The 17,730-nt window shown below is 66.9% G+C and carries 19 protein-coding genes; 5 read left to right on the top strand and 14 right to left on the bottom strand.

Going from position 1 to position 17,730, the window contains the following annotated elements; genetic code table 11:
• Positions 1–81: 81 nt before the first annotated feature.
• Together clpX and ACTZWU_RS05480 are read right to left on the bottom strand one after the other, a co-directional pair.
• Positions 82–1,347 (bottom strand): ATP-dependent Clp protease ATP-binding subunit ClpX, encoded by a 1,266-nt coding sequence (gene clpX, locus ACTZWU_RS05485; RefSeq protein WP_444736342.1) that lies wholly within the window; start codon positions 1,345–1,347, stop codon positions 82–84.
• Between the two features lie 159 nt (positions 1,348–1,506).
• A complete protein-coding gene (locus ACTZWU_RS05480; protein WP_444736341.1) occupies positions 1,507–2,139 on the bottom strand; it encodes an ATP-dependent Clp protease proteolytic subunit in 633 nt (210 codons plus the stop codon).
• Positions 2,140–2,306: 167 nt separating this feature from the next.
• Between ACTZWU_RS05480 and pth the strand changes: the two genes are divergently transcribed.
• Positions 2,307–3,014 (top strand): aminoacyl-tRNA hydrolase, encoded by a 708-nt coding sequence (gene pth, locus ACTZWU_RS05475; RefSeq protein WP_444736340.1) that lies wholly within the window; start codon positions 2,307–2,309, stop codon positions 3,012–3,014.
• A gap of 12 nt (positions 3,015–3,026) precedes the next feature.
• Here pth and ACTZWU_RS05470 read toward each other — a convergent pair whose 3' ends face one another.
• Complete coding sequence (locus ACTZWU_RS05470) at positions 3,027–3,770, bottom strand: YebC/PmpR family DNA-binding transcriptional regulator (RefSeq protein ID WP_444736339.1); 744 nt, start codon at positions 3,768–3,770, stop codon at positions 3,027–3,029.
• A 137-nt stretch (positions 3,771–3,907) separates the two neighbouring features.
• Here ACTZWU_RS05470 and ACTZWU_RS05465 point away from each other — a divergent pair, with 137 nt between their 5' ends.
• The gene (locus ACTZWU_RS05465) at positions 3,908–5,686 is read left to right on the top strand and encodes an SLC13 family permease (RefSeq protein ID WP_444736338.1); all 1,779 of its coding nucleotides are present in this window, start codon (positions 3,908–3,910) and stop codon (positions 5,684–5,686) included.
• A gap of 64 nt (positions 5,687–5,750) precedes the next feature.
• On the opposite strand, the gene ACTZWU_RS05460 is transcribed toward ACTZWU_RS05465, so the two are convergent.
• From ACTZWU_RS05460 to ACTZWU_RS05445, 4 genes are all read right to left on the bottom strand, one after another.
• Complete coding sequence (locus ACTZWU_RS05460) at positions 5,751–5,975, bottom strand: DUF1127 domain-containing protein (protein WP_444736337.1); 225 nt, start codon at positions 5,973–5,975, stop codon at positions 5,751–5,753.
• Positions 5,976–6,092: 117 nt separating this feature from the next.
• On the bottom strand, positions 6,093–7,877 hold the full coding sequence (locus ACTZWU_RS05455) for an SLC13 family permease (RefSeq protein WP_444736336.1): 1,785 nt from the start codon (positions 7,875–7,877) through the stop codon (positions 6,093–6,095).
• A 106-nt stretch (positions 7,878–7,983) separates the two neighbouring features.
• Positions 7,984–8,799: a TIGR00282 family metallophosphoesterase gene (locus ACTZWU_RS05450; protein WP_444736335.1), complete on the bottom strand. Its 816-nt coding sequence runs from the start codon at positions 8,797–8,799 to the stop codon at positions 7,984–7,986.
• 43 nt (positions 8,800–8,842) lie between these two features.
• Positions 8,843–9,133, bottom strand: coding sequence for a DUF3572 family protein (locus ACTZWU_RS05445; protein ID WP_444736334.1), 291 nt, complete (start codon positions 9,131–9,133; stop codon positions 8,843–8,845).
• A 112-nt stretch (positions 9,134–9,245) separates the two neighbouring features.
• Between ACTZWU_RS05445 and ACTZWU_RS05440 the strand changes: the two genes are divergently transcribed.
• The 3 genes from ACTZWU_RS05440 (at position 9,246) to ACTZWU_RS05430 (ending at position 11,818) form a co-directional block, all read left to right on the top strand.
• Positions 9,246–10,637, top strand: a complete 1,392-nt coding sequence (locus ACTZWU_RS05440) for a diguanylate cyclase (RefSeq protein WP_444736333.1) — start codon at positions 9,246–9,248, stop codon at positions 10,635–10,637.
• 81 nt (positions 10,638–10,718) lie between these two features.
• Complete coding sequence (locus ACTZWU_RS05435) at positions 10,719–11,138, top strand: DUF983 domain-containing protein (RefSeq protein WP_444736332.1); 420 nt, start codon at positions 10,719–10,721, stop codon at positions 11,136–11,138.
• Entirely contained in the window at positions 11,135–11,818 is a 684-nt protein-coding gene (locus ACTZWU_RS05430) for an NUDIX domain-containing protein (protein WP_444736331.1), read from the top strand. Before ACTZWU_RS05435 ends, ACTZWU_RS05430 begins: the two co-directional genes overlap by 4 nt.
• Here the strand turns inward: ACTZWU_RS05430 and ACTZWU_RS05425 are convergent, their stop codons facing one another.
• The 7 genes from ACTZWU_RS05425 to ACTZWU_RS05395 form a co-directional block, all read right to left on the bottom strand.
• The gene (locus tag ACTZWU_RS05425; RefSeq protein WP_444736330.1) at positions 11,819–12,589 is read right to left on the bottom strand and encodes an enoyl-CoA hydratase-related protein; all 771 of its coding nucleotides are present in this window, start codon (positions 12,587–12,589) and stop codon (positions 11,819–11,821) included.
• Positions 12,590–12,657: 68 nt separating this feature from the next.
• On the bottom strand, positions 12,658–13,134 hold the full coding sequence (locus tag ACTZWU_RS05420; RefSeq protein WP_444736329.1) for a cytochrome c-type biogenesis protein: 477 nt from the start codon (positions 13,132–13,134) through the stop codon (positions 12,658–12,660).
• Positions 13,131–15,098: a heme lyase CcmF/NrfE family subunit gene (locus ACTZWU_RS05415; protein ID WP_444736328.1), complete on the bottom strand. Its 1,968-nt coding sequence runs from the start codon at positions 15,096–15,098 to the stop codon at positions 13,131–13,133. The genes ACTZWU_RS05420 and ACTZWU_RS05415 overlap by 4 nt, the downstream gene beginning before the upstream one ends.
• A 103-nt stretch (positions 15,099–15,201) precedes the next feature.
• Complete coding sequence (locus tag ACTZWU_RS05410; RefSeq protein WP_444736327.1) at positions 15,202–15,738, bottom strand: holin family protein; 537 nt, start codon at positions 15,736–15,738, stop codon at positions 15,202–15,204.
• Complete coding sequence (locus ACTZWU_RS05405) at positions 15,729–16,340, bottom strand: holin-associated N-acetylmuramidase (RefSeq protein ID WP_444736326.1); 612 nt, start codon at positions 16,338–16,340, stop codon at positions 15,729–15,731. Before ACTZWU_RS05405 ends, ACTZWU_RS05410 begins: the two co-directional genes overlap by 10 nt.
• A 93-nt stretch (positions 16,341–16,433) precedes the next feature.
• Positions 16,434–16,883 (bottom strand): cytochrome c maturation protein CcmE, encoded by a 450-nt coding sequence (gene ccmE, locus ACTZWU_RS05400; protein ID WP_444736429.1) that lies wholly within the window; start codon positions 16,881–16,883, stop codon positions 16,434–16,436.
• 25 nt (positions 16,884–16,908) lie between these two features.
• Positions 16,909–17,721 carry a glutamate racemase gene (locus tag ACTZWU_RS05395; protein WP_444736325.1) on the bottom strand — a complete coding sequence of 271 codons (813 nt, stop codon included), beginning with the start codon at positions 17,719–17,721 and terminating at the stop codon, positions 16,909–16,911.
• Between the last annotated feature and the right edge of the window lie 9 nt (positions 17,722–17,730).

The raw sequence follows: 17,730 nt of genomic DNA, 5'->3' as shown, positions 1-17,730 counted from the left end.
CACCGTGTTGAAGGTCTGTCGGGAAGCATATGCCGCAGTTTGGCGGCAAGGTCCAGTGCGACGGATCGCCGGAAAGGCGCCTCAACCGGCCGAGGCGCTTTCCTTCTTGGCATCGGTGTGGATCAGCAGCGGCTTCACGCTCGGGTTCTCGACCGCGTCCTCGTTGACGACCACCTCGACTACGCTGTCCATGCCCGGCAGCTCGAACATCGTGTCGAGCAGGATCTCCTCCATGATCGAGCGAAGACCACGCGCCCCAGTCTTGCGCTTGATCGCGCGCTTGGCGATGGCAGTCAGCGCATCGTCGGTGAAGGTCAGCTGCACCCCTTCAAGATCGAACAGACGCTGATACTGTTTGACCAGCGCGTTCTTGGGCTTGGTCAGGATGATGATCAGCGCCTCCTCGTCCAGGTCGGTCAAGGTGGCGATGACCGGCAGACGGCCGACGAATTCCGGGATCAGACCGAATTTCAGCAGATCCTCGGGTTCGAGTTCCTTGAACAGCTCGCCCACACCCCGATCGTCCTTTTCCTTGACCGAGGCGCCGAAGCCCATCGCCGTGCCCTTGTTGCGCTGTGCGATGATCCGGTCGAGGCCCGCAAAGGCACCGCCGCAGATGAACAGGATGTTCGTCGTGTCAACCTGCAGGAATTCCTGCTGCGGATGCTTGCGCCCACCCTGCGGCGGCACGCTGGCGACCGTGCCCTCCATGATCTTCAGCAGCGCCTGTTGCACCCCCTCTCCCGAGACATCGCGCGTGATCGAGGGGTTGTCGGACTTGCGCGTGATCTTGTCGACCTCGTCGATATAGACAATGCCGCGCTGCGCGCGTTCGACATTGTATTCGCTGGCCTGCAGAAGCTTGAGGATGATGTTCTCGACATCCTCGCCCACATAGCCGGCCTCGGTCAGGGTGGTCGCATCGGCCATCGTGAAGGGCACGTCGAGAATGCGCGCCAGCGTCTGCGCCAGAAGCGTCTTGCCGCAGCCGGTCGGGCCGATCAGCAGGATGTTCGACTTGGCCAGCTCGATCTCACCCTTGCCGCCGTGGTTCAGGCGCTTGTAGTGGTTGTGGACGGCCACCGACAGGACACGCTTGGCATGTTCCTGGCCGATCACGTAATCGTCCAGCACGCCGCAGATCTCGCGCGGGGTCGGCACGCCATTGCCGGTCTTGAGCCCGGTCGATTTGGTCTCTTCGCGGATGATGTCCATGCACAATTCGACGCATTCATCGCAGATGAACACGGTCGGCCCCGCGATGAGCTTTCGCACCTCGTGCTGGCTCTTGCCGCAGAAGCTGCAATAGAGCGTGTTCTTGCTGTCGCCGCCGGACTGGTTCGCCATCGTCCACTTCCTTCAATTCCGCAGCCGGTCAGGCGGTCTGCGGGCGGCCCCGGCTGTCGCCTTCGGCCGCATGTCCTGATCTCCCGCCCCGCCGAACGGGCGAAACGGGCTTTGCTTCATGTTACGGACGGACAGAGCCCGTCACAATCCCCAACGCGGCTATTTCTTGTCAGGGTCCACTTTGCCGCGCGGCGCGACGACCTCGTCGATCAGGCCCCACTCCTTTGCCTCTTCGGGCGACATGAAGCGATCACGCTCCAACGCCTCCTCGACTTCGGAGAGGGTCCGGCCGGTATGTTTCACATAGATCTCGTTCAGGCGGCGCTTCAGTTTCTCGGTCTCGCGGGCATGGATCAGGATGTCGGTTGCCTGACCCTGGAACCCGCCCGAGGGCTGGTGGACCATCACGCGGCTGTTGGGCAGCGAATAGCGCAGACCCGGCTGACCCGCGGCCAGCAGCAGAGAGCCCATCGAGGCCGCCTGCCCCACCACCAGCGTCGAGACGCGCGGGCGGATGTATTGCATCGTGTCGTAGATCGACAGGCCCGAGGTCACGACACCGCCGGGGCTGTTGATATACATGCTGATATCCTTCGAGGGGTTTTCCGCCTCGAGGAACAGAAGTTGCGCACAGATCAGCGTGGACATGCCGTCATGGACGGGACCCGAGACGAAGATGATCCGTTCCTTCAGCAGGCGCGAGAAGATGTCATAGGCCCGTTCGCCGCGCGAGGTCTGTTCGACCACCATGGGAACGAGGGTGTTCATGTAGAATTCTGCCGGATCGCTCATCTTCTGTCCTTGCCTGTTCTTCCCTGGTTCCCGCGATTCGTCCGGGCATTCCACCCTGTCTTAGCCGCGAAAGGTTGACAGAGTCTTAGTAACCGGCAAGGTCCGCCGCAAGGGACGCAAATCAGAAATGCCCTTTCCCAGGGCAGCACCAAGGATGGGGGCGCCTGATGAAACTGATCGTCGGTCTGGGCAATCCGGGCGCGAAATATGCCGCGAACCGCCACAATATCGGCTTCATGGCGCTGGACCGCATGGCCGAGGATCACGGTCTGGGGCCTTGGAAGGCCCGCTTTCAGGGTCTGACCGCCGAGGGCCGGATCGGCGCGGCGCGGGTCGTTCTGCTGAAACCGCAGACATTCATGAACCTGTCGGGGCAATCTGTGGGCGAGGCGATGCGATACCTGAAGCTGACCCCCGCCGATGTGATCGTCCTTCACGACGAGCTGGATCTGGCGCCGGGCAAGTGCCGCCTGAAACAGGGCGGCGGCCATGCGGGCCATAACGGCCTGCGCTCGATCCACCAGCATGTCGGCGAGGCTTACGGCCGCGTGCGGCTGGGGATCGGCCATCCGGGGCACAAGGACAAGGTCGCGCCCTATGTGCTGTCCGATTTCGCCAAGGCCGAACAGGATTGGCTGGATGATCTGATGCGCGGCATCTCGGACGGGGCCGAGGCGCTGGCGCTTGGCGACGGGCCGCGGTTCCTGAACGCGGTCGCCTCGCGGACCGCTCCGCCGCGCAATGCCGGACGGCCCGAGGCGCCATCGGCCAAGCACCCGCGCCCTGGGGCGGCACCCGCCGCGAAACCCGCGCCAGCCGACCGGCCGCAGAGCCTGTCGGACCGGCTGCGCGCCCTGACGGAACGGTTCCGCTAGGGCGCACGGCGCTTACATCTGCTCGGCCAGTTCGCCCGACAGGTCGAAATTGCCGGTGACGTTCTGCACGTCATCGTCATCTTCCAGCATGTCGATCAGCTTCATCAGCTTCTGCGCGGTCTCGAGATCGGTGATCTCGGTCGGCGCCTGCGGCTTCCAGATCAGCTTGGCCATCTCGGATTCGCCAAGCGCGGATTCCAGCGCGGTCGAGACCTCGTTCAGCGCGGTGTCGGCGCAGTAGATCCAGTGGCCTTCGTCATCGGTCGAGACATCGTCGGCACCCGCCTCGATCGCGGCCATCATCACCGTGTCGGCGTCACCGACCGACAGCGGATACATGATCTCGCCCACGCGGTCGAACATGAAGCTGACCGAACCCGTCTGGCCCAGATCGCCGCCCGCCTTGGTGAAGTAGCTGCGCACGTTCGAGGCCGTGCGGTTGCGGTTGTCGGTCATCGCCTCGACGACCAGCGCGATGCCGTTCGGGCCGTAACCCTCGTAGCGGATTTCCTCGTAATTCTCGGCATCGCCGCCCTGCGACTTCTTGATCGCGCGGTCGATCACGTCCTTGGGGACGGATTTCGACTTGGCCTCCTTGACGGCCAGACGCAGGCGGGGATTGTTCTCAGGGTCGGGGTCGCCCATCTTCGCCGCCACGGTGATCTCTTTGGCCAGCTTCGAAAAGAGCTTCGAGCGCAGCTTGTCCTGCCGGCCCTTGCGATGCTGGATATTGGCCCATTTGGAATGACCTGCCATGTGGGGTCGTCCTTCGCAGTTCGGATGAAAACTGTGCCGCTTCTAGTCCAGCCCGAGGCGCGCCCGCAAGACGAACCCGAAACCGGCTGATACGTTAGAACAGGCAAGCCCGGCGGAACCGGGCCGGGGGGACAAGGATGACCTATCCGCAACTGGTGCTGTTCACGCTGCTCGGGGTGATGATGGTGCTGATGTTCTGGGGGCGCTGGCGCTATGATCTGGTGGCCTTCGCGGGGCTGATGGCGGCGGTGCTCTTGGGCGTCGTTCCGGCCGAGCGCGCCTTTGACGGTTTCGGCAACCCGACCACGCTGATCGTCGCGCTGGTGCTGATCGCCACGGCAGGTCTGGTGCGCAGCGGCGCCGTCGCGCGGCTGACGCGGCTGATCGCGGGGCGCGAGCGCGGCACGACGGGCCATATCCTGACCTTCGGGATGGTGGGCGGGATCCTGTCGGGCTTCATGAACAACATCGCGGCGCTGGCGATGCTGATGCCGGTCGATCTTCAGGCCGCGCGCAAGGCGAAGCGTGCGGCGGGGCTGACGCTGATGCCGCTGGCCTTCGCCACGATCCTGGGCGGGATGCTGACGCTGATCGGGACGCCTCCGAACCTGATCGTCTCGGGCTTTCGCGCGGATGTGCTGGGCGAGCCCTACCGGATGTTCGACTTCCTGCCGGTGGGCGGGGCGGTGGCGGCGGCGGGGATCGCCTTCATCGCGCTGATCGGCTGGCGGCTTCTGCCCGCGCGCCTGGCCGAGACGGGGCCGGGTCAGGACGGGCCGCAGCGGCGCTATCTTGCGGCGCTGGTGGTGACGCCGTCCAGCCTGGACGGGCTGCGGGTTCTGGGCGACGCGCGGGCCGAGGCGCTGAAGCAGGGCGTCCGCATCATCGCGATCCTCAGGCGCGGGCAGGAACTGGCCGGCAAGCTGGACGAGCAGCAGATCGAGGATGGCGACGCGCTGGTCCTGCGCGCCGACCCCGCGGCGCTGGACGCTTTCCGTTCGACCCAGAACCTGGCCTTTCCCGACGGCCGAAACGAGCCGCGCGCACGTCCCGATGCCGAGGAACAGCATCTGGTCGAATGCCTTGTGCCCGCCGCATCCGAGCTGATCGGGCACAGCGTCCAGTCCTTCGGGGTAATGAACCGCCATGACTGCGTGCTGATCGGGCTGCGCCGTCGGGGTATCGCCTTGCGGCACGGCCTGCCGCGTCAGGTGCTGGAATCGGGCGACATGGTGCTGATGCTGGTTCCCGACAGCCGGGCCGAGGAATTGCTGCAGGCGACCGGCCTTCTGCGGATCGACGGGGGCGTCCTGCCCGTGAACCGCGAGCGCCACATGCGCCGGGCCATCGCGCTGTTCGCGCTGGCGGTGCTGGCGACCAGTCTGGGGCTGACCTCGATGCCGATCGCGCTTGGCTGCGTGATCATCGCCTATGTGCTGTCGGGCGTGCTGTCGGTGAACGAGCTTTACAATCACGTGGATTGGCCGGTGATCGTGCTGCTCGGCGCGATGATCCCGCTTGGCCTGGCGCTGGACCAGACCGGGGGGACGGCGCTGATCGCATCCGGGCTGGCGGCGCTGACGCAAGGCTATCCCGCCTGGCTGGCGCTGCTGTTGCTGATGGGGGCCACGATGTTGCTGTCGGACGTGCTGAACAACAACGCCACCACGATCATCGCCGCGCCGGTCAGCATCCGCCTGGCCGAACAATTGCAGGTCCAGCCCGACGCCTTTCTGATGGGTGTGGCCGTGGCCGCGTCCTGCGCGTTCCTGACCCCGATCGGGCACCAGAACAACACCGTGATCCTGGGGCCGGGCAATTACCGCTTTTCGGATTACTGGCGGATGGGCCTGCCGCTTGAACTGATCGTGCTGGCCGTCTCGGTGCCGCTTTTGCTGATTGTGTGGCCGCTCTGAGAGCTGAAACGCAAAACGCGGCCCGGAACCGGACCGCGGATGCGTCTTGGCAGCTGCTGCGCGATCAGAGCGCGGCGGCGCCACCCAGAATGCGGCGGATTTCGCCGTCGCGGGTCAGGCCCTTGGCGGCCAGTTCCTCGTCCGAAGTCGCGCTGAGGCGGCTCAGGGCGCGCATCTGCGGGCTGGCTTCGGCCAGCATGACCATGAAGCGGCCAATCGCGCGGAACGGCGCCAGAAGAACCGAGGCCGAAAAACCTTGCCCGCGGGCATTGGTTGTGATGGTTGCCATTTCGGAAACTCCTTGCATGTGACAAGCCGTTTCCTCCCCTGCGCCCTAGATCGTGTTTCGCAGGGGGAATCACAACCGCTGATGCTGCATGGCAGCATTGACCGAAATGCAAGCCGATCAGGGGTTCAGCGGCCAGATCAGCGGGATCAGCACGGCCGCGACAACCGCCATCATCAGGTTCAGCGGCACGCCCACGCGCAGGAAGTCGGCAAAGCGGTAGCCGCCCGGGCCATAGACCAGCGTGTTCGTCTGATAGCCGATCGGCGTGGCGAAACTGGCCGAGGCGCCCAGCATCACCGCCACGACCAGCGGCCGCGGATCCAGCCCGAGCGTATGGCCGAGCGTGATCGCCAGCGGCGTCAGGATCACCGCGACCGCGTTGTTCGTGACCGTCTCGGTCAGGGTCGAGGCCAGCAGGTAGACCGCCAGCACCAGCGCCCAGGGCGGCAATGTGCTCAGCCACGGCGCCACGCCATCGACGATCAGCGCGACCGCGCCGCTGTTCTCCAGCCCCGCGCCGACCGCCAGCATGGCGAAGATCAGCGCCATCAGCCGGCCATCGACAAAGGACAATGCCTCGTCGGCGTCGATGCAGCGGGTGCCAAGCACCACCCCCACCCCGATGAAGGCCAGAAGCAGGATCGGCGCGACCTCCAGCGCTGCAAGCAGCACGACCCCCAGCAGCACCGCCACGACGATGGGCGCGTGCTTGCGGCGATAGGCCCGGTCCGAAGGGGCGTTCACCTCGACCATGTCCATGTCGGCGGCAAGACGCTGGACATCGGCCGGCGCGCCCTCCAGCAGCAGCGTATCGCCCACGCGCACGACCAGATCGTCAAGCTGGCGGCCGATGTTCTGGTTCTTGCGATGTGCGGCCAGCACATAGACGCCATAGCGGCGGCGCAGGCGCATCGAGCCGAGGCTGCGGCCCACCATCCGGCAGCCCGGCGTGATCAGCACCTCGACCGTCGAGGTCTGGACCGAGCTGAGCTTGTCCACCATGCGCAATTCCTTGTGCGCCTGAAGGCCCAGAACCTCGGACATGGGGGTGCGCAGGACGACGCGGTCCCCTTCTTCCAGCCGCACGGCGGCCAGATCGCGCCTGAGCGAGGCGTCGCCCCGCAGCACGTCGATCACGCGCGCGCTGTCGCGGCTGAAGATGTCCACCTCGTCGATGCCCTTGCCGATCAGGCTGGAACCCTCGGGGATGGCGACCTCGGTGAAGAACTTCATCTTGCTGCGACTGGACAGAAGCTGCGACATGGAGTCGCGGTCGGGCAGCAGGCGGGGTGCAAAGATCATCAGGTAAAGCACGCCCACGATGGCCATGGGCAGCCCGACCCAGGTGATCTCGAAAATCGAGAAATGCTGCATCCCCTGCGCACGGGCGACCCCGTCCACCAAAAGGTTCGTCGAGGTCCCGATCAGCGTCATCGTGCCGCCTAGGATCGACAGATAAGACAGCGGAATCAGCAGCTTCGAGGGCGATTTGCCCATTTCCTTGGCCAGCTGCATGAAGATCGGCATCATCACGACGACCAGCGGCGTGTTGTTCACGAAGGCCGACATCAGGCAAACCAGGCAAGAGACCAGCGCCAGCGTCAGGACCGGATGCTCGCCTGCATGGGCGGCGGCGCGCTGGCCGATCCAGTCCAGCGCCCCGGTGCGGACCAGCCCGCCCACGATGATGAACATGAAGGCGATGGTCCAGGGCGCCGAATTCGACAGGACCCCCGCGATCTGAGAGGGTTGCAGGATGCCCAGACCCAACAGCACCACCGCGCCGATGATGGCGGTGACTTCGGGCGGATAGGTTTCTCGGATGAAGAGGACCAGCATCCCCGCGATGATCGCGATGGTCAGCAGCGCACCGGACGTTCCGGCCAGTTCAAATCCGAACATTCACAACCCGTTCTTGCGGACCCGGCGCGCAGGCCGGCCCATTCGGCGGCATCCTGCGCCAAGTGACCTTCCCGCCGCAAGCACCCAAATCATGCGGCGAAAGCCTTTATGCAGGCAGGCTCGGCGCCAGCCGCCCGCCCTCGCGGATGGGCAGGATGCTGCGGGCCGGGCCGCCGCGATCATCCGTCTCGACCAGCACGCCCGACAGGGTCGCCTCGCCCTCGGCCGGGGTGAAGCGGTCGCGCGCCATGCCGGTGATGAAACGGCGCAATGGCTCGGTCTTTTCCATGCCGATGACACTGTCGTAATCGCCGCACATGCCCGCATCGGACAGATAGGCCGTGCCGCGCGGCAGGATCTGCGCGTCGGCGGTCGGCACATGGGTATGGGTGCCGACCACGATGCTGGCGCGGCCATCGCAGAAATGGCCGACGGCCATTTTCTCGCTGGTGGCCTCGGCGTGGATGTCGATCAGCGCCGCCTGCACCATCCCGCCCGGAGGATGCGCCCTCAGCACCCCGTCCAGCGCCGAGAACGGATCGTCATAGGGCCGCGACATGAAGACCTGGCCAAGCGCCTGCACGATCAGCGCCTTGCGCCCGCGGGCATCGCTGATGATCGTATGGCCGCGCCCCGGCGCCTCGCGTGCGAAGTTCAGGGGGCGGACGATGCGCGGCTCGCGGTCGATATAGGCGATCATGTCCTTCTGGTCGAAGGCATGGTCGCCAAGCGTCAGGCAATCAGCCCCCGATTCCAGCAGAAGCTGCGCGTGCCCCGCCGTCACGCCGCGCCCACCGCTGGCATTCTCGGCATTCACCACAACCAGATCGGCCTTCAGCCGCGCCCTGAGGCCCGCCAGCCGCTCGGAAATCGCCCGGCGGCCCGACCGGCCCATCACATCGCCAAGAAAGAGAATACGCATCCCGCCCTGCTAAGCCAAAGAAGGCCGCGCCTCAAGGCCGCTTCTAGTCGGCTGCCCAGGCGTGGCTGCCCGGCCCCGACAGGAAGATCTGCGCCTCCATGATGTCGCGCGGGGCCATGCCCGCGCTTTGGGCGACGTCCAGAAGGCGCGCATCTTCCTCGGCCAGGAAGTCCAGCAGCGCCAGCTGCGCCGAGCCGTCGCGTGCCATCGCCCGCAAATCACCCGGCTGCAACCCGCTGGCGGCCAGAAAGGCCGACAGGATCTCGGGGCGTTCGGTGATGTGCAGCAACAGCGCGGTGGCCCTGTCGCGGGCCTGGGATGCAGAAATAGCCATGATCTTTCCAATTTTTCGCAAGAGCGACGCCAAGGCGCCCGTCCGGAAACACTTTGTTAAGGATTTCGCCGGAAAATGACAGTCACATGCCATGCCGGGCGAGGCCAACAGGATGACCGCACGAATTCTGGTCGCAGACGGAGTCGCGACGACACGCATCACCCTCAAGGTGCGGCTGTCGGCGGCCTGCTATGACGTGATCACCGCCACCGCGATCGACCAGATCGCGGGCCTTGTCGAGGAGGTGCGGCCCGATCTGGTGATCCTCGGCAACGGGTTCCCCGAGGGCGAGGCGCTGCAGCTGTGCGAGGAACTGTCGGGCGCGGGGCCGCATGGCTCGGTGCCGATCCTGATGCTGGTGCCGACCCGGTCGCGGCTGGCCGCGCTGCAGGCGGGCGCCGCCGCAGCGCTGGACCCCGAGATCAACGACCAGATGCTGCTGGCCCGCGTTCGCGGCCTTCTGCGCGACAGCGAACCCGCCCTGCCCGTGGGTTTGGGGATGAGCGAGGGCGCAACGCCTTTCGAGGGGCTGCAATCGCCGCGCATCGCGCTTGTGACCGACAGCCCCTCGCGCTCGCAGCGCTGGCGGCAATTGCTGTCCGACCGGATCGAGGCGCGATTCGACATCCGCAACCCCGAAGAGGCCCTGTCCGCGGTGCGGCAGGGGCGGCCCGCGGATCTCTACCTCATCTGCGCCGACCTGGAACAGCGTGGCGACGGGCTGCAATTGCTGTCGGAACTGCGCTCGCGCCACGGGTCGCGCAATGCGGGCTTCGTGATCGCCATCGCCCCCGACCGGGGCGAGATGGCGGCGATCGCGCTGGATCTGGGGGCGGGCGACGTGCTGCCCGACACGCTGGCCGGCCCCGACGAGATCGACGCCGCCGCCATGGCGCTGCGGATGCAACTGGCGCGCAAGACGCGCGGCGACCACCAGCGCGCCGAGGTGCGCCGCCACATGGTCTGGGCGATGACCGACCCCCTGACCGGGCTCTACAACCGCCGCTACGCCCTGCCGCGCCTGTCCGAAATCGCGCGCGACGCGATCATCGGCGACCGGGCCTTTTCGGTGCTGGCGATGGATCTGGACCATTTCAAGTCGATCAACGACCGCTTCGGCCATGCGGCGGGTGACGCGGTCCTGGTGGCCATATCACAGCGCATCGGTGACGCGCTCGGCGCCGAGGGGATGGCCGCGCGCATGGGCGGCGAGGAGTTTCTGGCCGTTCTCTGTCCCTGCGACGGGCCTGGGGCCGAGGCGGTCGCCGAACGGCTGCGGCTTGCCGTGCAGGACAGGCCCATCGCGCTACCCAGCCTGTCGGGCGGGGGGCAGACCCGGGTGACGGTCTCGGTCGGGGTGGCGACGGCCCTGCCCTCGGATCGCAGCGCCTGGCCCGAACAGCTAGCCCGCGAGACGCTGGAACGCGCCGACCGTGCCCTGCTGGCCGCCAAGGCAGCGGGCCGCAACCGGGTCGTCGTATTCGAACCCGCCCGCGCGGCCTGAAGTTGCTGCGACATGAGGGGGCTGGCATCGGCTTGCCGCAGAGCCTAACCTTCAGCGCAGCGCGATAGGGGGATACATGCGATGGCGGACGGGGCTTTGCAGGGAATGGCCACGGGCGGGGATGACCGCCCGACGGGGCTTGCGATGCGGCGCGGCGCTTTCGGACGCTGCCCGGCTTGCGGCGAGGGGCGGCTTTTCAGCGCCTTCCTCAAGGTTGCCGATCATTGCCCCGCCTGCAACGAGGCGCTGCACCATCAGCGCGCTGATGACGGACCGGCCTATCTGACGATCCTGATCGTCTCTCATCTGGGCGCACCGATTCTGCTGGCCTCCTATATGGCATGGCGGCCAAGCGCGATGACGATGATCCTGTCCTTCGGGGCCGGTGCGATCATCCTGTCGCTGGCCATGCTGCCGCTGATCAAGGGCGGCATGGTCGGCCTGCAATGGGCGCGCCGGATGCACGGTTTCGGGTCCGAGCCCGACCACGCCGCGCCATGACCGAGGCTGATCCCCCGATCCGCGACGCGGCAAGCATCCTGGTGCTGCGACGCGGCCCAAAGGGCGCGGATGTGCTGATGGGGATGCGTGGCAAGGCGGCGGTGTTCATGCCGTCGAAATTCGTCTTTCCGGGCGGCGCGGTGGACAGGGAAGACGCCGCGATCCCATTGGCCCGGCCCCTGGCGCGGCCCCATCGCGACCGCCTGCTGGCCGAGCCGCGCGATGGCACGCCCAGCCCTGACGCCATCGCCGCGGCCGCGCTGCGCGAACTGGCCGAGGAAACCGGATTGCTGATCGGCCGCCCCGGCAGCGGTGGACCTGCCGGCTTTGCCGAGGCAGGGCTTGCCCCCGATGCGGGGGCTCTCTCCTATCTCTTCCGCGCGATCACCCCGCCGGGCCGCCCGCGCCGCTTCGACGCGCATTTCTTCGTCGCCGACGCCGCCGACATCACGGGCGATCCCGACGATTTCAGCGCCGCCTGCGACGAGCTTTCGCATCTGCACTGGGTCGCCCTGACCGAGGCGCGCGCATTGGACCTGCCCTTCATCACCGAGGTCGTTCTGGCGGAACTGTCCGAGCTGGCGGATCAGGTGCGGTGGGACGAACCCCTGCCCCTGCCCGCCAGCGTGCCCTTCTTCGACAATCGCGACCATGCGCCGCGTTTCGTCCAGATCGCCTGATCAGCGTCCCTGAAAACGGGGCGCGCGCTTTTCCAGAAAGGCGGTCACGCCCTCGACGAAATCGGCGCTGCGACCGGCCTCGCCCTGCAGCCGCGCCTCAAGCTCAAGCTGCGCCGACAGGTCGTTCTGGGTCGAGGCCGCCAGGGCCTCGCGGATCGCGCGATAGGCGCCCGTCGGCCCCGAGGCCAGATGGCGCGCCCGCGCCGTCACCCCGGCCTCGAAATCGGCATCGGGCAGGCATTCCCAGATCATGCCCCAATCGGCGGCCTGCCGGGCGGTGATCGTCTCGGCAAACAGCATGGCCCCCGCCGCGCGCGCCAGACCGATCAGCCGAGGCATCATCCATGTGCCGCCGGCATCGGGAACAAGCCCGATCCGCGTGAAGGCCTGAACGAACGAGGCGCTTTCGCTGGCGATCACCACATCCGCGACCAGCGCCAGATTGGCCCCTGCCCCCGCAGCCACCCCGTTCACCGCCGCGATCACCGGCACCGGACAGGACCGGACCGCATGCAGCATGGGTTCGTATTCGCGCCGCAGCGTGCCTTCCAGATCGCGCGCCGCCGAGGCATCGGTCAGGTCCTGACCCGAGCAGAAGCCCCGCCCCGCCCCCGTCATCACCACGCAGCGCGTCCCTTCGGGCAGGTCGGTCAGGGCGGCGGTGATCTCGGCCCGCATGGCGCTGTTCAGGGCATTCATCACCTCCGGGCGGTTCAGCACCAGCCGGGTCACGCCCGCATCATGGCTCAGCGCGATGGTCTCTTGGGTCATGCGGTCCTCCGTTCGGCATGTCGGGCGATCATGCGCGAAACGGGCGCCGGGAAAAGCGCGACCCCGCGTCAGTTGCCGCGCATGATCTCGTCGAGGCGGCGGCGCTCGGCCTCGGACAAGCGGGTCTCGTCCTCGGGGCGTGACTGCGCGCGGCGGACCAGAAAGCGCCATGCGACGATCACCGCGATCATGCCCATCAGCGGCCCGGACAGCCAGAGCAGCCAGTTGATCCCCTCGGCGCGCGGCTCGAACAGGACGTATTCGCCGAACCGGTCGGCCACGTTGTCCAGAACCTCGGTGTCGCTGTCGCCCGCCACCAGCCTTTCGCGCACGTAAAGACGCAGGTCGCGGCTGATCGGCGCGTTCGATTCGTCGATATTCTCGCCCGCGCAGACCGGGCATCGCAGTTTCTGCGACAGATCACGGGCGCGGCTTTCGAGACCGGCATCCGAGAGCACCTCGTCGGGCTGGACGGCCATGACGGGGGCGGCGGGCGCCAGCGTGACGGCCAGCGCCAGCGCAAGGGCGTGCAGCGCGCCCCTCATTCCGCGGGCACCGCGCCACGGGCGCGCGCATCGCGCGAGGCCCCCGCCGCCACCCGGTAGCGGCGATCAGTCAGGCTGATCAGCCCGCCAAGCGCCATCAGGATCGAGCCCGCCCAGATCCAGTTCGCGAAAGGCCGGATATAGCCGCGCACCGCCCAACCGCCATCAGGCTGCTGGTCGCCCAGCACCAGATAAACGTCGCGGAGGAAGCCGTAATCAATGGACGCCTCGGTCGTGGGCATGTTCTGCACCGTATAGACCCGCTTTTCGGGGTTTAGCACCGCAACCGGCCGACCGTCGCGCGTCACCTCCAGCATGGCCATGGCCGAGATGTAGTTCGGACCGTCCACCCGGTCCACCGAGCGCAGCACCACATCATAGGGGCCAAGCTTGTAGGGTTCGTCGATCTGAGCGACGCGGATATCCTCGACCTGCCAGGCGGTGATCAGGGCGATTGCGATGAAGGTGATGCCCAGCCCGGAATGCGATACGGCCTTGCCCCAATCCGCGCGCGGCAGACGGGCCAGACGCGACAGGCCGGAATTGCCGGTGCGGTGGACCAGTTCGGCGATGGCGCCAAAGACCAGCCATGCGCCCAGCCCCGCCCCGATCACCGCCAGCGCCGAACGCCCGGTCGAGACCGCAAAGACCAGGGTCATCACAGCCCCGGTCAGGATCAGCGCGCCGCGCAGAGGGCGCAGGCTGCGCCCCAGGCTGCCGCGTTTCCACGGCATGATCGAGCCAAGCGGCAGCGCCAGCGCCAGCACCACCATGAAGGGCGTGAAGGCCTGATTGAAGAAGGGCGGGCCGACCGACAGGATCCGGCCCCAGAACATCTCGGCGATGAGCGGCCACATCGTGCCGACAAGGACTACGAAACACGCGACCGCCAGCAGCACGTTGTTCACCACCAGCGCCCCCTCGCGCGAGACGGGTGCAAAGACGCCCTTGGCCGTCAAGGCAGGCGCGCGGACAGCATAGAGCGTCAGCGCGCCGCCCACGAAGAAGACCAGGATCGCAAGGATCACGATGCCACGCTCGGGGTCGTTGGCGAAGCTGTGAACCGAGGTGATCAGCCCCGACCGCACGATGAACGTGCCGATCAGCGAAAAGCCGAAGGCCATGATCGCCAGCAGGATCGTCCAGCTTTTCAGCGCCTCGCGCTTTTCGACGACGATGGCGGAATGCAGAAGCGCGGCGGCCAGCAGCCAGGGCATGAAGCTGGCGTTTTCCACCGGGTCCCAGAACCAGAATCCGCCCCAGCCCAGCTCGTAATAGGCCCACCAGGACCCAAGCGCGATGCCGATGGTCAGGAACACCCAGGCCGCCAGCGTCCAGGGCCGCACCCATCGCGCCCATGCGGCATCGACCCGCCCCTCGATCAGGGCGGCGACGGCAAAGCTGAACGCCATCGAGAGGCCGACATAGCCCAGATAGAGAAACGGCGGGTGAAAGGCGAGACCTGGATCCTGCAACAGCGGGTTCAGGTCGCGCCCGTCAAAGGGCGGATTGCCCATCCGCCAGAACGGGTTCGAGGTGAAGATGATGAAACCGTAGAAGGCCGCCGTCACCGAGGCCTGAACCGCCAGAACGCGCGCCCGCAAGGTGGGCGGCAGGTTGTTGCCGAAGACCGCCGCCGCCGCGCCGAACAGCGCAAGGATCAGCACCCACAGAAGCAGGCTGCCCTCGTGATTGCCCCAGACGCCGCTGATCTTGTAGATGAACGGCTTCGAGGTGTGCGAATTGTCATGGACCAGTTTGACCGAGAAATCCGAGGTCACGAAAGCCACGGTCAGCGCACCGAAGGAAATCAGCATCAGCATCAGTTGCGCCAGCGCCGCAGGCCGGGCGCTGTCCATCCAGCCATGCCAGCCCTTCGCCGCCCCCACCATCGGCACCGTCATCTGGAACAGCGACAGCATGAAGGCCAGGATCAAGGCCAGGTGGCCGAATTCAGCAATCATCGGGGCAACCTCTGTAATTGCCGGACAGCATAACCGTCCGGCAGAGGGGGGGAAAGACCTCCCATGGTCGCGCTGTCACGGTTGTGAGGCGCGCCGCTGCGTCCTAACCGCGCAGCGTTGCCGCCCAGTCCCGCAAGGCCGCGTTGTCGACGAAATCGTCCGAGGGGCGCGGGCCGGGCATCTGGGGCGATGCGGGGTCGGGCAGCGGCTCGGGCGTGTCCGGCTGACGCGGGGCGGGCCAGACGCGGTTGCGCAGGTAATGCGCCTCTCGCGCGCCGAAATAGAAGCCCACGATCGCGCCCAGAAGCCACCAGAGCGGTTCGGGCACCATCTGAAGCCCCTGCATCCGCAGGCCGAAGCCGGCAGGCTCGACCATCGCATAGATGAACAGCCCCATCGTCCCGAGCGCCAGCAGCGGACGCGGCAGGCGGTTCAGCCCGTTCACGAAGGCGTCAAAGCGCCCCTCGCGCTGGATCAGAAATTCCTGTCCGTGCTGGGTCAGGGCGCGGGCATGGGCTTCATCGTCCAGCTCCATCCGGCGGGTGGCGTTCTGGGTGAAGATCTCGGCCATGCCGGTCGCGGCGTGGCCAAGGGCGGTGACGGTGGGCGCTGCGCCCAGAATGCGACCCATCACCCCCATGCGGCGACCCTCGCGCGGTGCTGCGCCGCCGTCAGGTGATAGCGGGGAGCGATGAATTCCTCGGCGCGGGTGATCCAGCCGCCCTTGCCCCCGGCCTTGGTGCGGGCGAACTTGCGGCTGGCCGGGCGCTGGTCGGCCAGCGCGTAATAATAGTTGCGCCGCGCGATCCCGTAGGCATCCGCCAGATGGTCGGGCGCGGCCTCGGCGGCAGCGCGGGCTGCGGCGATGGTGCGGGGGCCCACGATCCCGTCATCGCTTGCGGCAAAACCCATCCGGGTGATCAGCCGCTGCAGGATCTTCACCGCGTTGTTGCCTGCGTTCACATACATGTCGAACAGGCTCGGCTGCAACGCGGCGGGCAGTTCCGCCAGCCGGGGTCGGCGGAAGTAATGCTCGACAAAGACCTGTTCGGCCTGAGCACGGGTCAACGCCCGCACGTCCTGCACGTCGATGCGACCGTCGCGGTTCAGGTCCATCCCGAGCGAGCGCATCGTGCCGATGGTCACACCGAAATTCGTGGCCCCGCCCGGATCATCCGGGTCGTTGACGAAGCCCCCCTCGCGCCGCACGATCTCTCGTGCGATCTCTTCCACGCTTTTCATGGCAATCCCCGTGAAACCCGCCGCGCGCAATCGCGGCATCGGGGGATGCTGCCGGGAAGGGCTTAACCCTTTCTTAACCCGGCGCGCGTTGCCTCAGCTTTCGGGGTCCTTGTAATGGCCAGTGGCCTTCAAGGTATCGATCACCTCGCGGGGCATGTAGGTCTCATCGTGCTTGGCCAGGATCTCGCGCGCCTCGAAGCGGCCCTCGCGGTACCAGCCCTTGGCGATGGTGCCCTGCCCCTCGCCGAAGAGATCCGGGCGCGGGGTCTGGCCGACATAAGACACGGGGATCTCGACCGCGCCATCGGTCAGCACGAAGTCGAAGGCGACGCCCGTCCTGTTCACGATCGAGCCCTCGACCACCAGCCCGCCCAGCTGGAAGAACTCGTCGGGATCGGGGGCATTCTCGCTGACCTCGGTGGGCGAGCGGTAGAGGTTGATGCCGTCGCTGAACCCGTATCCGATCAGGCCCGTGGCGATGATCAACGCGGCGGTCGCCGCGAAGATCACCTGAATCCGGCGCTGTTTCTTCAGGGATTTCATGCCCGCCATGCCGCCCTCCGTTCCGTCACGCCGCCTCGAACCGGATCGGGCGGCGCAGAAACTGCGTGGCTTTGCCCGACACGCGCACCGGATCGCCCGTCGTCAGATATTTCGTCTCGCGCCCCTCACCCAGGAATTCGGGGCGCCGCTGAAGATAATCGGCGAGGCTTTCCGCCACCAGCCCGGCCTGACTGTAAACGGTCACGTTTTCGCCAAGCGCGCGCTGGAACGCGGCCTCCATCAACGGGTAATGCGTGCAGCCCAGAACGGCCGCCTGCGGATGGGGCATGCGCCGCAACAGCGATTCGACATGGCTTGCCACCAGGGCCTCGGCCAGGATCTCGTCCCCCAACTCGATCGCATCGACGATCCCGGCACAGGGCTGGGCCTCGACATCGACGCCCACCGCGCGGAAGGCCAGTTCGCGCTGGAACGCGCGGCTGGCCACTGTCGCGGGGGTGGCGAACAAGGCCACATGCTTGACCGCGACCTCGCGCGGCGGGGAATTGTCGCCCCAACGACGCTCGGTCAGGGCCTCGATCATCGGCACGAAGACGCCAAGGACGCGCTTGTCGGCGGGCAGCCAGGTCTCTTGCATCCGCTTCAGGGCGGCGGCGCTTGCGGTGTTGCAGGCCAGGATCACCAGATCGCAGCCCTCGGCCCAGAGCCGTTCAACGCCGCGGCAGGTCAGCTCGAAGATGTCATCGGCCGTCCGCACGCCATAGGGCGCATGGGCGTTGTCGCCCAGATAGACCAGCGGCAGGTCAGGCAGACGCGCGGCGATGGCCTGATGGACCGTCAGCCCGCCCAGACCGCTGTCGAAAACCCCCACCGCCATGTTCCGCCC

Origin of the sequence: Paracoccus sp. NSM (assembly GCF_052379855.1) — a bacterium.
Taxonomy (GTDB): Bacteria; Pseudomonadota; Alphaproteobacteria; order Rhodobacterales; family Rhodobacteraceae; genus Paracoccus.
This window is presented reverse-complemented; position numbering and strand designations above follow the sequence as displayed.

Excerpts from the sequence above, each read along its gene's own strand:
- clpX (WP_444736342.1), bottom strand. The coding sequence starts at position 1,347 with ATGGCGAACCAGTCCGGCGGCGACAGCAAGAACACGCTCTATTGCAGC.
- ACTZWU_RS05480 (WP_444736341.1), bottom strand. The coding sequence starts at position 2,139 with ATGAGCGATCCGGCAGAATTCTACATGAACACCCTCGTTCCCATGGTG.
- pth (WP_444736340.1), top strand. The coding sequence starts at position 2,307 with ATGAAACTGATCGTCGGTCTGGGCAATCCGGGCGCGAAATATGCCGCG.
- ACTZWU_RS05470 (WP_444736339.1), bottom strand. The coding sequence starts at position 3,770 with ATGGCAGGTCATTCCAAATGGGCCAATATCCAGCATCGCAAGGGCCGG.
- ACTZWU_RS05465 (WP_444736338.1), top strand. The coding sequence starts at position 3,908 with ATGACCTATCCGCAACTGGTGCTGTTCACGCTGCTCGGGGTGATGATG.
- ACTZWU_RS05460 (WP_444736337.1), bottom strand. The coding sequence starts at position 5,975 with ATGGCAACCATCACAACCAATGCCCGCGGGCAAGGTTTTTCGGCCTCG.
- ACTZWU_RS05455 (WP_444736336.1), bottom strand. The coding sequence starts at position 7,877 with ATGTTCGGATTTGAACTGGCCGGAACGTCCGGTGCGCTGCTGACCATC.
- ACTZWU_RS05450 (WP_444736335.1), bottom strand. The coding sequence starts at position 8,799 with ATGCGTATTCTCTTTCTTGGCGATGTGATGGGCCGGTCGGGCCGCCGG.
- ACTZWU_RS05445 (WP_444736334.1), bottom strand. The coding sequence starts at position 9,133 with ATGGCTATTTCTGCATCCCAGGCCCGCGACAGGGCCACCGCGCTGTTG.
- ACTZWU_RS05440 (WP_444736333.1), top strand. The coding sequence starts at position 9,246 with ATGACCGCACGAATTCTGGTCGCAGACGGAGTCGCGACGACACGCATC.
- ACTZWU_RS05435 (WP_444736332.1), top strand. The coding sequence starts at position 10,719 with ATGGCGGACGGGGCTTTGCAGGGAATGGCCACGGGCGGGGATGACCGC.
- ACTZWU_RS05430 (WP_444736331.1), top strand. The coding sequence starts at position 11,135 with ATGACCGAGGCTGATCCCCCGATCCGCGACGCGGCAAGCATCCTGGTG.
- ACTZWU_RS05425 (WP_444736330.1), bottom strand. The coding sequence starts at position 12,589 with ATGACCCAAGAGACCATCGCGCTGAGCCATGATGCGGGCGTGACCCGG.
- ACTZWU_RS05420 (WP_444736329.1), bottom strand. The coding sequence starts at position 13,134 with ATGAGGGGCGCGCTGCACGCCCTTGCGCTGGCGCTGGCCGTCACGCTG.
- ACTZWU_RS05415 (WP_444736328.1), bottom strand. The coding sequence starts at position 15,098 with ATGATTGCTGAATTCGGCCACCTGGCCTTGATCCTGGCCTTCATGCTG.
- ACTZWU_RS05410 (WP_444736327.1), bottom strand. The coding sequence starts at position 15,738 with ATGGGGGTGATGGGTCGCATTCTGGGCGCAGCGCCCACCGTCACCGCC.
- ACTZWU_RS05405 (WP_444736326.1), bottom strand. The coding sequence starts at position 16,340 with ATGAAAAGCGTGGAAGAGATCGCACGAGAGATCGTGCGGCGCGAGGGG.
- ccmE (WP_444736429.1), bottom strand. The coding sequence starts at position 16,883 with ATGAAATCCCTGAAGAAACAGCGCCGGATTCAGGTGATCTTCGCGGCG.
- ACTZWU_RS05395 (WP_444736325.1), bottom strand. The coding sequence starts at position 17,721 with ATGGCGGTGGGGGTTTTCGACAGCGGTCTGGGCGGGCTGACGGTCCAT.